Source organism: Bradyrhizobium manausense (assembly GCF_018129685.1).
Lineage (GTDB): Bacteria > Pseudomonadota > Alphaproteobacteria > Rhizobiales > Xanthobacteraceae > Bradyrhizobium > Bradyrhizobium manausense_D.
On record NZ_JAFCLG010000024.1, the window covers coordinates 17688 to 29067 of the forward strand.

The window sequence follows — 11380 nt, forward strand, 5'->3', positions numbered from 1 at the left end:
GTCAATGACACTTGAAATAATCAAAGGGTTCGCGGCAGGTCTTGCAGCGCCAGAGCGCCTTGCACGAGGTCGAGCCGAATTCGGACAACAGCTCCGTCTTGTCGGAACCGCATTGCGGGCATGCGACGGCCTGCTCGCCGAACAGCGCGCGGCGTGAGTTTGAAGCTTGCGGCGGCGCGATGCCGTAGGCGCGCAGCTTCTCGCGGCCTTCCTCGCTCATCCAGTCGGTGGTCCAGGCCGGCGACAGCACGGTCCGCACCTTCGGGTGCTGGAAGCCGGCACGCTCCAGCGCGACCTCGATTTCGAGCGCGATCATGTTCATCGCCGGGCAACCCGAGTAGGTCGGGGTAATCGCGACCTCGACATGATCGCCATCGACAGTGACATCCCGCAGCACGCCGAGGTCGGCGATGGTCAAGACCGGAATCTCTGGGTCGACCACGCTCGCCGCCGCATCCCAGGCACGCTGGCGCAGCCCGGCGCTGTTCTCCAGCACCGTCACCATGTCAGCCCCGGAAAGGTGCGCTGCATCGATTGCAGCTCGGACAGGAGATGGCCGAGATGTTCGCTGTGACGGCCGGCGCGGCCGCCCTGCTGCATCCAGTCGTTCTGCGGCAGCGTGAGTGTCGCTTCGCCAACGACATGGGAGAGCGTCGCCAGCCAGCGGCCGCGCAACGTGCCGGGATCGACGGCAATGCCGGCATGGATCAAGGCTCGCTCGCCTTCATCGACGGCGAACATCTCGCCGGTAAAGGCCCAGAGGTGGTCGATCGCGGCCTGCGCCCGTTGATGGCTCTCGTCCGTACCGTCGCCGAGCCGGATGATCCATTCCGATGCATGGCGCAGATGATAGGCGCTCTCCTTCTCCGACTTCGCGGCAATCGCCGCGAGCGTCGCGTCGCGCGAGGTCATCATGGCGCGCCAATAGGGGTCGGCAAAAGCGGAATAAAACAACTGACGCACCAGGGTCTGGGCGAAGTCGCCATTGGGCTGCTCGACCAACAGCAGATTGCGGTACTGTCGGACATCTCGCAAATACGCGAGCGTGTCCTCGTCATTGTTCTTGCCTTCGGCTTTGGCCGCGTAGCTGTAGAGCTCGCGCGCCTGACCGATCAGGTCGAGCGCGATATTGGAGAGCGCCATATCCTCTTCCAGCATCGGCGCGTGCCCGCACCATTCCGACAGCCGATGGCCCAGGATCAGCGCATCGTCGGCACGGCGCAGCGCATAGAGCACCAGCGGCGTTTCGGAGACCTCGATGTTGGAGACGGCCATTACATGTGCCCCACTTCTTCCGGCACCTCATAGAACGTCGGGTGCCGGTAGATCTTCGACTCTGCCGGCTCGAACATCATGCCCTTCTCGGCGGGATCGCTCGCGGTAATCGCGGTCGACGGCACGACCCAGATAGAAAGGCCCTCGCCGCGGCGCGTGTAAATATCGCGCGCGGCCTGCAGGGCCATCGTCGCGTCGCTCGCATGCAGCGAGCCGACATGCTTGTGCGCGAGCCCGTTGCGGCTGCGAATGAAGACTTCCCACAGCGGCGTGTTCGGCGTGGCCATATCGATCTCCTTATTCGGCGGCTTGCGCGGTCTGACGGTGCGCACGCTTGGCGGCATAGGCTGCCGCAGCTTCACGCACCCAGGCGCCCTCGTCGTGCGCCTTGCGGCGCGCGGCCATACGGTCGCGATTGCACGGGCCGTTGCCGGCGAGCACTTGCTTGAACTCGGTCCAGTCGATCTCGCTGTAGCCCCAGTGGCCTTCCGCATCCTGCGTCATGCCGGGATCGGGAATGGTGAGGCCGAGATATTGCGCCTGCGGCACGGTGGCATCGACGAACTTCTGGCGCAGCTCGTCATTGGAGAAGCGCTTGATCTTCCACTTGGTGGACGTGTCGCTGTGCTGGCTCGTCGCATCCGGCGGGCCGAACATCATCAGCACCGGCCACCACCAGCGGTTCAGCGCATCCTGTGCCATCGCCTTCTGCTCAAGCGAGCCGCGACACAGCGTCAGCATGATCTCGTAGCCCTGGCGCTGGTGGAAGGACTCTTCCTTGCAGACGCGGATCATCGCGCGCGCATAGGGGCCGTAGGAGCAGCGGCACAGCGGGATCTGGTTCATGATCGCGGCGCCGTCGACCAGCCATCCGATGGTGCCGATATCGGCCCAGGTCAGCGTCGGATAATTGAAGATGGAAGAGTATTTGGCCTTGCCGGCAAGCATGGCATCGACCAGCTCTTCGCGCGAGGCGCCGAGCGTTTCGGCGGCGGCATAGAGATAGAGGCCGTGGCCGCACTCGTCCTGCACCTTGGCGAGCAGCGCGGCCTTGCGGCGCAAGGTCGGCGCGCGCGTGATCCAGTTGCCTTCGGGCAGCATACCGACGATTTCAGAATGGGCGTGCTGGGAGATCTGGCGGGTGAGCGTCTTGCGATAGGCCGCCGGCATCCAGTCGTTCGGCTCGATGCGCTCTTCGGCATCGATGCGGGCCTGGAACTGCGCGGCCTTGGTCGCATCCTCAAGACCGCGATCGTCGGTCTCGGCCGTGTTCAGCGCCTGGGTATACATTGCGCATTCCTCCCGTTTTATTGGGTGGCAATATATAACAAGAATTGGCGCATGCAAGATATTTCTGTAATATGTAAATCAAGCCTCGAACCTCCTTTCGAGGAGCCTGCGCGCCGGCGGCAACGGCCCCTTTTCGTTGGTTCCGCGGCCGTCAAGCCATTGTTCCGACGGAGCAAGCAGCGCGCGATAGATGTCGCCGCAGAGCTTGCGAGCCGCCCTGCCCGGCCAATCGCCGGGGAGTAAACTCTCGGGCAGCAGCGGATCGCGCAGCACGACGCGGCGATAGTAGTGGATCAGCAGGATACGCGCGGTGAAGGCGTCGGTCTCGGATAAATCCGCCCCGCGCGCGAGTGCGGCACGCAACGGCTCGAACGTCTTCATGAACTTCAGATAGGCATCCGCCGTGCGCTCCAGCGGCCAGCTTGCGCTGAGCAGGCGGCGGCCGCTGTCGTCCTCGGCCGAGACTTCGAGGCGAATGGCACTCGCAGCCTCCTCGGGCACCGGCACTCCCGATGGTGCGACCCAGACACCCGGAAGCGGGCTGCCGAACCCGGCATTGCGCAGCGCCTCGCGTGAGGCGTCGCGGTCTTCGCCATTGCCGATCAGAAGCAGTTCGAAGCGGCCGGTCCAGTCCGACGGCGGCGGATCGTAGATGTGGCGCGTGGCGGCCTCGAACGTCTCACGCCCCTTCTCGGCCAAACGATAAAAGCTGTTGCGGCCGACCTTTTCACGCGTCAGCCAGCCGTCGGCAGCAAGCCGCGACATGGCGGTGCGCACCACGTTGCCGTCGATATCGAGCCCCTCGAAGAACGCCAGCAGCGTACCGAGCCACACCGAGCCGCCGCGCGGCACGATGGCATCGCCGAACATGGTGATGACGATCGAGCCGGTGCGCGACGGCTCGCGCTTGAGCTGGTCGATGATGCGGGAGAGCGGATGCGCCATGCGCGAGGCATAGCGCGTTTGCTGCCGGCGCGACAATGGAGGGGGACGACGCTCTTGTTTCTCCCTCTCCCCGCGGGGGGCAGGGCAATCGCATATGGTTGCACGATGCGGCTGCATCGCGCTGGGCTCCCTCTCCCGTTCGCGGGAGAGGGTTGGGGAGAGGGTGTCTCCGCAACGGGACAATCCCCAAGAGGAAAGAACCCTCACCCGCCACGCTCTGCGAGCGTGACGGCCTCTCCCGCAAGCGGGAGAGGCGGAGCAAACCCGCAGACAATCCTAGCGAAATACATATGCGATTGCCGGCGGGGAGAGGCGAAGCAATCACCTATGCGGATCGGGATAGACCACGCTGCGCCAGCCGCTGCGATCGAACGGACGCCACGCGCCTTCTTTCTGCGCGAGGCGGTCGGCCACGGCATAGACCGCGGCGGGATGGTGGCCCATGCCGCAATGGCTGCTGTCGACCTCGATGCTCTCGGTCTCTGCTCCCGGCTTCTCCATGCAGCCCTGCCAGGCGCAGACGCCGTCGGTGCGGCTGAAGATGGCGGTGGTCGGCACCGGCGGCGGCACCGCGAGCTCGCCGCCGAACTCCGGATCAGTCTCGTCGGACTTGCGGCCGCTGGCCCATTCATAGACACGCCAGGCATTGGTCGAATGCGGAGTACCGGCGAAGGGGCTACCGAGCGTGATCACCTGGCGCACGCGTTCGGGCATCATCTTGGCGAGCTGGCGCGCATAGAGACCGCCAAGGCTCCAGCCGACCAGGCTGATCTTGCGGCCATGCTTGTCGCTGAGCTCCTCGACCAGATCGATCATCGCATGCTGTACACCCGGACGCAGGCCATAGTTGCGGCCCTGGCGCCAGCCGCTCACCGCGTAGCTCTTGCCGGACAGAAAGGTGCGCAACGCGCGCGTGGACTCGTCTGAGGCGACAAGGCCGGGCAGCACCAACACCGGATGCCCATCGCCGCGCGGCGCGAAGCTCAGCAGCGGCAGGGCGCCGAGGAATGCGCCGAACTCGTGGATCGCGCGCCCTTCCAGAAACATCAGGGTACGGGACGGCGGACGCAGCGTCTGGGCAGTAGCGGTCATCAATGGATCCCCTGGCAAGAATTCCGGAAGGCGCCGGCCGCGATGCCGGCAATGGGCATGAATTCCAATACGCCGGCTTCGCGATGGTTCCGCAGCGCAACATGAATCAGCTAGGCGGCCGGTTCCCGACATTCAAGCGGGAGAGATGCGGGGCGACAATAGGCCCGCGCGTTAATGCTGACGGCAGTGATGGAAAAGTCACAACAATCGGAGCAGGAATTCTACGGTGTAGAGCGCGAGTCCCGCGAGGCCCCCGATCAGCGAACCGTTGAAACGGATATATTGCAGGTCGCGCCCGATGTTGATTTCGATCAGCGAAATCAGCTGCGCCATATCCCACGCCTTGACCTGGTCCGAGATGAAGGTCGACACGCCGCTCTTCTGGTCGGCCACGAAGCTGCGCAGCACCGTCACGAGGCCCTTGTTGATTTCGCCGCGCAGTTCGGCATCGCCGGCCAGCGCCTCGCCGGCCGAAACGAACATGCCGGCGAGATGATGCTGCAACACCTGCGTCTCGCCGGACGCGCTGCGCTCGATGAAGGAGCGCGTGTTCGCCCAGACGGTGCGCGCGAGTTCGGCAAGCTCAGGGCGCGCGAGCAGGTCACGTTTCAATCCGTCGATGCGGTCGATATAGGCCCGGTCGGTGCCCAGCCGATCGACGAAGCTCAGCACCATGCGATCGAACTCGCCGCGGAACGGATGCTTGGGATCGCTGCGCACCTCGTTGAAGAAGGCGGTTGCGGACGAGACGATCTTGTTCACGAGAAACTTGTCCGCGCGGTAGAGCCTGAGCAGGGTCGGTAATTCCGCGCGCACCTTCTCGCGGATCATCGCCATCGTCTCTTTCTGGTTCAGCGTCTCGTGCATCACGCGCAGGAGGTCATCGAACAGGATCTGGTGCCGCCCCTCCGTCACGAAGCCGTGCAGCGTCCCGGCCGCGAGCGGTGCAAGGTCGATCGCCTGAATTTGCGATGACATGCGGCGGATGATGAAGGTCATCAAGCCGGAGCTTTCGGTCGCCGAGACCGCCTCCGGTAGCAGACGCAGTGCGAACCGTGCGAGATCGTCGCTGCGTTTGCGATCGCGCAGCCAGTCGGCCACGAAGGAGCCGAAATCGATTTCGTTGAGCTTGGCTTCGACAGGGCCAGCCTCGAGGAAATGGACCTGAATGAACTCGCCAAGCTTGTCGGCGATGCGGGCCTGATTGCTCTGAATGATGGCCGTGTGTGGAATTGGCAGGCCAAGCGGCCGCTTGAACAGCGCAACCACGGCATACCAGTCGGCAAGCCCACCGATGGTCGCGGCCTCCGCGAAAGCGGCGATGAACCCGAACACGGGGTGCACCGGCAGCAGCCATTTCGCGACGATGAACAGCGCTAACGTCGAGGCCAGCACCAGCGTCGCCAGCGCCTTGACGCGACGCAGCTCGGCCGCGCGTTCGGCATCGCCTGGGGAATCGAAGGAGAAGGTGGCAGGTGAGTCCATGACTGCATCACAGTACTCCGTCATTGCGAGCGAAGCGAAGCAATCCAGAATCCTTCCGCGGAACGACGCTGGATTGCTTCGTCGCAAGGGCTCCTCGCAATGACGGCGGAGACGATGGCGGCTGCGGTGGCGCAAACGCCAAAACAAAAGGCCCGCCGAAGCGGGCCTCAAATTCAGTTGGTCTCAGGGCGCCAGATCAGGCGGTCTTGTTGTAGACCTTGGCAAAGTTGTCCTGAGCGGACTTCGCACCGTTGGCGGCAAGCTTGCCGAGATAGTCGGTGGTCGCCTTGGCGCGCGAGACGAACGCTTCGCCACGGGCGCGGAGCAGGCTCGACTGGATCTCGACGGCTTCGCTGAACGACTTGGCCGACGCGAGCTTGTCGATGCCCGAGAAGAACGCCTCGGCGTCCTCGTAGATCGCCTGCTGGATGTTGCGGGTGATCTTGCCGGCTTCAGTGACGGACTCGGTCACCGCGTTCTCGACGGCGGCGGTCACGCGCTCGGAGCCAGCGAACACCTCGGCAGCACGGTCCTTGGCGGTGTTGGCGGTCTTCTTGACGAATTCGCGGGCAGCTTCGGGAACTTCCAGGTTCTGGATGTTCTTGAAAGCGTCTTTGAAGCCCTCGAAAGCGGTGTTGGTTTCGGTGGTCATGGGGTTCTCTCCATCCTCATTGCGTTGAGCTATGGGCTCACCCCGTCCTCGATGGCCCGGGGCACGGCTTATATGGCATAGTTAATTGTGCGATGCAATATTCATGTTGCATTGCGATATCACGAAATCGTGAACAGCCTTAATGTAGGGCAGTCTGCCGCCATCTCAGCCCCGCCGCCTACTGTGCATGGGGTTGATTTCCGGCTTTTGATCTGTGGACTGTGCGCTTGTATTGGACGGCGCTTTAATGCTGGACGGCGCCCGGCAGCCCATAGGCCTCCATCTGGGCCTGGACCTGCGCGATGTTGTGGCCGAGCACGACGATGTCGTGGGTCTTACCACCGACATCCCGGACGTGGTCCCGCAGCAGGGCCTCGGCCTTGAAGCCGAGGCTCTCGAACAGCGCGATCGCCGCCTGCTGGTCGACGGTCATCTGGACCGAGAGCTTCTCCAGCCCTGCCCCCAGCGCGAGCGCAAAGGTCTCCTGCGACAGCGCCTTCCCCACCCCCTTGCCGCGGACGTCCTGCGAGACAACCATCCGGATTTCGCCGACATGTGGCGACCAGGAATGCGGATCGCGCACCAAGGTGCCGCAGCCGACGACCTTGCCGTCTTTCACCGCGAGCAGGCTCTGAATTGCGCCGCGCTCGATCTCCTTGACCCAGGCCGACAGCACCTTCGGCTCGCTGATGTTGCGCGGCAGGAACAACAGGTCGTGGGGCGGCAGGCCCTTGCCGAAGGCAAGCACGGCCGCTTCGTCCGCCGGCGACATCAGGCGGATCTCGATATCGCCGGCGTCGGTCTTGACGCGACGCGGGTAGGAACGCTGCTCACTCATGTCGATCTCTTTCCCAGCCAGGTATCCAGTTTCGGCCACAGCCGCTTCACCGCGTTGGCGCCGGCGACCAGCGAGACGTGGCCGCCTTTCAGCATCACCTCTTCCTTGTCCTCCGAACCAATCTTGGAGATCAGATGCTTGGCGGCGTCATACGGCACGATGTGATCGTGCTCGGCGACCGCGTGCAGGATCGGGACCTTGATGTTCTCGAGCTTCGCCGCGCGGCCCCCGACCGACATGGTGTCGTTGAAGAGCTTGTTGTCCCACATCAGGTCCTTGGTGATGGTGCGGAAATACTCGCCCGCCAGCGGCAGCGTATCCGTCGCCCAGCGATCGAACATCCGGTACGACTTCACGAACTCGTCGTTCCAGATGTTCTCCCAGAGCTGGATCTGGCTCGCCGTGCGCGAAGCCGGACGCAGCATCTCGAACGAGGACAGGATCATCTCCGGCGGCACGTTGCCCACGCTGTCGACCAGACGGTCGACGTCGAAATAGCGGCGGTCGGAGAAATTGGCGAACAGCTTCATCTCGCGAAAGTCGATTGGCGTCGTGAAGCAGATCAGGTTCTTCATCGGCCCATCCGGGAAGATCGAGCCGTACAGCAGCGACAGCACCCCACCGAAACAATAGCCGACGATCGAGACGTCCTGCTCGCCGGAATCGGCCTGCACGCGTCGGACGCAATCCGGAATGAAGTCGAGGACATAGTCCTCCATGCGGAGGCTCTTCTCCTCCGGGCGCGGCGCGCTCCAATCGAGCATGTAGACGTCGTAGCCACGTCGCAGCAGGAACTCGATGAAGCTCTGGCCCGGCACGAGATCCAGGATGTAGCCGCGATTGGTGGTCGCCATCACGATCAGGACTGGCACACGGTAGATCTCGTCCGACACCGGCCGATAGTGATACAGGCTCATCGTGCCGCGCGAATGCAGCACGTCCTTCGGGGTCGATCCGAGCGTCGGACCGGAGGTCGAGAAATATTCGACGCCCTTGATGCTGCGCTGGATGGCGCGCTGCACCTCGGCCTGGATGCGTTCCGGGATTGCCGAGAAATCGAGTCCCGTCGGCGCGTTCATTTCTGCTCTCCGCCTTCGGAGGGCGGACGCTTGGTGCGCGGCGGCCGCGGCGCGGCGCCGATTTGCGACCCACCTGACGCTGCCGACATCTGACTCAGCATCGACTTGATCTCGCCGATCTGGCCCTCGATGGCCTGCAGGCGCTCGGCGATGCCGGTCATCTGTTCGCGGCTCGGCAGGTTCATCGAGAGAAGATATTTCTCCATGAGATCGCCGAATTGCTTCTGAGCACCCGCAGCAGCGCTACCGGCCCGGTTCATGGCCTGCGAGAATTCCGGCGTCTCCATCGCCTTGGTGGCGAAGGAGTTGAACCCCTTCTCCATCTCCCCGACCATCTTCTGCCACAAGGCGACTGGATCATTGATCTTGTCGGTCATCAGCGTCCTCCCGATGTGGAGGGCTTGTGCCCCTCTTTCCCGCCATACCACACCGTCGCGGGGTGGCGGTCAACCGGCAAGCACTGGTCCGGAACACGGCTTCTTCGCCGCGGGAAACCGTGCGATACAGCAACGATCGAAAGCTCGAGGGAATACGCCCGTGAACGCCCATCAGCCGCCCCAGTCCGTCCGCGCCAACGGCATCGACATCTGCTACGAGATTTTCGGCAACGACAATGCCGAGCCGCTGCTGCTGATCATGGGGCTCGGCGCGCAGATGATCCATTGGGACGACGGGTTCTGCGAGCAGCTTGCCGCGCGCGGCTTTCGCGTGATCCGTTTCGACAACCGTGACATCGGCAAGTCGAGCCATTTGACCGGCGGCAAGCGCCTGACGCCGCTCGAACTGCTGAAGCTGCGTTTCCTCAGGATTCCGGTCGCCGCGACGTACAAGCTGATCGACATGGCAAAGGACACGATCGGCCTGATGGATGCGCTCGGAATCAAATCCGCGCATCTGGTCGGCGCCTCCATGGGCGGCATGATCGCGCAGGAGGTGACACTGTCGTTCCCGCAGCGCGTGCGCTCGCTCACCTCGATCATGTCGACCACAGGCAATCCGCGCGTGCCGCCCCCGACGCGGCAAGCGGCCGCCATGCTGATGGCGCCGCCGCCGCGCGGCAAGGAGGAGTTCATCACCCGTTTCGGCGAGACCTGGAAGGTTTTGCGCGCGGGTTCCTTTCCGGAAGAGGAAGCGCTCGACCCCGGCCGTGCGGAACGCGTCTTCGCCCGCGGGCTCAATCCGGCAGGCGTCGGACGACAGCTCCGCGCCGTGCTCGCCTCCGGCAGCCGCAAGGAGCGGCTGCATAGCGTCAAGACGCCGACCCTGGTCATTCACGGCACGGTTGACCCGCTGGTACGCCCCGAAGGCGGCAAGGACACGGCGGAGTCAATTCCGGGCGCAAAGCTGTTGATGATCGAGGGCATGGGCCACGCGCTGCCGATGCGGTTCTGGCCGGACATCATTGCTGCGATCGACAAGCACGCACATGGAGCGGCGGCGAAGGCGGCGTAACCACCCGGGAGGTCTCCCCGCAGTGACCATGTGAGCCAGCGGTGACTGTCTTAACGTCAGTCGACGCCAAGGCTATACAGGCCCCCCTCAATCGCAAGACATAGGCTGCGGCCTCTCGGAGCTCACATGCATCTCATCGTCCGGTCTGCGGCAATCGTTACCGCTTCCCTCCTCATGCTGTCGCTCGTCGGCGGCGCCGCGATGGCCGGCAGCGCACAGGAAGAGGCAAATCGCAAGGCTGTGCTGGCCTTCTACGAGAAGGGTCTCAATCAGAAGGACGCAGACGGCGCGCTCGCCTATGTCGGCGACCGCTACACCCAGCACAACCCGAACGCTGCCGATGGCCCTGAGGGTTTCCGAAAGTTCATCGGCTTCTTGCGCGAAAAATTCCCGAACTCGCACAGCGAGATCAAGCGCTCGTTCGTGGACGGCGACTACGTGATCCTGCACGTCAACGCGGTTCGCGAGCCCGGCACCAAAGGCAACGCAATCGTCGACATCTTCAAGCTGGAGAATGGCAAGATCGTCGAGCATTGGGACGTCGTTCAGCCCATCCCGGACAATCCGGCCAACAACAACACGATGTTCTAGCTCTTCCTGGCAATCCAGATCACATGACGCGCGCCACCGCCTCGGCCGGTGGCGCGAACATTCACCTCATTGACGTCGAAGCCGGCGCGACCGAGACGCTTGGTAAAGGCGGAATTGGGTCCCGACGACCACACGGCCAGCACGCCGGCTGGCCGTAGTGCCGCCTTCGCCGCCGTCAATCCGCTCGCGCTGTAGAGCGCATCATTGCCCTTGCGGGTCAGCCCTTCCGGCCCGTTGTCGACGTCGAGCAAAATAGCGTCGAAGACCGAGCTCTTCGCCCGGATGATGTCGCCGACATCGGTCTGTCGGATGCTGACCCTGGCATCGTCGAGGCTGTCGCCGAAGACCTCCGCCATCGGGCCGCGCGCCCAGGTCACGACCGCCGGCACCAGCTCGGCGACGACGATCTTCGCCTTGCTGCCGAGCACCGCGAGCGCCGCGCGCAAGGTAAAGCCCATGCCGAGGCCACCGATCAGAACAGCGGGCTTGGTCACTTTCTCGATCTGTTTTGCAGCAAGCGTCGCGAGCGCGGCCTCGGAACCCGACAGGCGATTGTTCATCAGCTCGTTGGTGCCGAGCTTGATGGAAAACTCCTTGCCCCGCCGCATCAGGCGGAGTTCCTCGTCGGAGCCGGGGATTTTGGCGGTGTCGATCTTTTCCCAGGGAATCATGCCTGACGTT

The 11380-nt window shown here is 63.8% G+C and carries 14 protein-coding genes; 2 read left to right on the forward strand and 12 right to left on the reverse strand.

What is annotated here, in order from left to right; genetic code table 11:
- Position 1 precedes the first annotated feature (1 nt).
- From paaD to JQ621_RS31280, 11 genes are all read right to left on the reverse strand, one after another.
- The gene (paaD, locus tag JQ621_RS31230; RefSeq protein ID WP_212240728.1) at positions 2 to 505 is read right to left on the reverse strand and encodes a 1,2-phenylacetyl-CoA epoxidase subunit PaaD; all 504 of its coding nucleotides are present in this window, start codon (positions 503 to 505) and stop codon (positions 2 to 4) included.
- Positions 499 to 1275: a 1,2-phenylacetyl-CoA epoxidase subunit PaaC gene (gene paaC, locus JQ621_RS31235; protein WP_212240729.1), complete on the reverse strand. Its 777-nt coding sequence runs from the start codon at positions 1273 to 1275 to the stop codon at positions 499 to 501. Before paaC ends, paaD begins: the two co-directional genes overlap by 7 nt.
- The gene (gene paaB, locus JQ621_RS31240; protein WP_008136594.1) at positions 1275 to 1562 is read right to left on the reverse strand and encodes a 1,2-phenylacetyl-CoA epoxidase subunit PaaB; all 288 of its coding nucleotides are present in this window, start codon (positions 1560 to 1562) and stop codon (positions 1275 to 1277) included. Before paaB ends, paaC begins: the two co-directional genes overlap by 1 nt.
- A gap of 10 nt (positions 1563 to 1572) precedes the next feature.
- Complete coding sequence (gene paaA, locus JQ621_RS31245; protein WP_212240731.1) at positions 1573 to 2565, reverse strand: 1,2-phenylacetyl-CoA epoxidase subunit PaaA; 993 nt, start codon at positions 2563 to 2565, stop codon at positions 1573 to 1575.
- A 78-nt stretch (positions 2566 to 2643) separates the two neighbouring features.
- Positions 2644 to 3510, reverse strand: coding sequence for a phenylacetic acid degradation operon negative regulatory protein PaaX (gene paaX / locus JQ621_RS31250; RefSeq protein WP_212240732.1), 867 nt, complete (start codon positions 3508 to 3510; stop codon positions 2644 to 2646).
- Positions 3511 to 3831: 321 nt separating this feature from the next.
- Positions 3832 to 4602: an esterase/lipase family protein gene (locus JQ621_RS31255; RefSeq protein ID WP_212240733.1), complete on the reverse strand. Its 771-nt coding sequence runs from the start codon at positions 4600 to 4602 to the stop codon at positions 3832 to 3834.
- Between the two features lie 198 nt (positions 4603 to 4800).
- Positions 4801 to 6087 (reverse strand): DUF445 domain-containing protein, encoded by a 1287-nt coding sequence (locus JQ621_RS31260; protein ID WP_212240734.1) that lies wholly within the window; start codon positions 6085 to 6087, stop codon positions 4801 to 4803.
- Between the two features lie 196 nt (positions 6088 to 6283).
- Positions 6284 to 6739, reverse strand: a complete 456-nt coding sequence (locus JQ621_RS31265) for a phasin (protein WP_212240735.1) — start codon at positions 6737 to 6739, stop codon at positions 6284 to 6286.
- A 244-nt stretch (positions 6740 to 6983) separates the two neighbouring features.
- Complete coding sequence (locus JQ621_RS31270; protein ID WP_212240736.1) at positions 6984 to 7577, reverse strand: GNAT family N-acetyltransferase; 594 nt, start codon at positions 7575 to 7577, stop codon at positions 6984 to 6986.
- Positions 7574 to 8656 carry an alpha/beta fold hydrolase gene (locus JQ621_RS31275; RefSeq protein WP_212240738.1) on the reverse strand — a complete coding sequence of 361 codons (1083 nt, stop codon included), beginning with the start codon at positions 8654 to 8656 and terminating at the stop codon, positions 7574 to 7576. Before JQ621_RS31275 ends, JQ621_RS31270 begins: the two co-directional genes overlap by 4 nt.
- A complete protein-coding gene (locus JQ621_RS31280; protein ID WP_212240739.1) occupies positions 8653 to 9033 on the reverse strand; it encodes a hypothetical protein in 381 nt (126 codons plus the stop codon). Before JQ621_RS31280 ends, JQ621_RS31275 begins: the two co-directional genes overlap by 4 nt.
- Positions 9034 to 9193: 160 nt before the next feature.
- Here JQ621_RS31280 and JQ621_RS31285 point away from each other — a divergent pair, with 160 nt between their 5' ends.
- Together JQ621_RS31285 and JQ621_RS31290 are read left to right on the forward strand one after the other, a co-directional pair.
- Complete coding sequence (locus tag JQ621_RS31285) at positions 9194 to 10108, forward strand: alpha/beta fold hydrolase (RefSeq protein WP_212240740.1); 915 nt, start codon at positions 9194 to 9196, stop codon at positions 10106 to 10108.
- 126 nt (positions 10109 to 10234) lie between these two features.
- Positions 10235 to 10699: a nuclear transport factor 2 family protein gene (locus JQ621_RS31290; protein ID WP_212240741.1), complete on the forward strand. Its 465-nt coding sequence runs from the start codon at positions 10235 to 10237 to the stop codon at positions 10697 to 10699.
- Here JQ621_RS31290 and JQ621_RS31295 read toward each other — a convergent pair.
- Positions 10696 to 11370, reverse strand: a complete 675-nt coding sequence (locus JQ621_RS31295) for a spermidine synthase (RefSeq protein WP_212240742.1) — start codon at positions 11368 to 11370, stop codon at positions 10696 to 10698. The two genes, JQ621_RS31290 and JQ621_RS31295, sit on opposite strands and share 4 nt — an antisense overlap.
- Positions 11371 to 11380 lie beyond the last annotated feature (10 nt).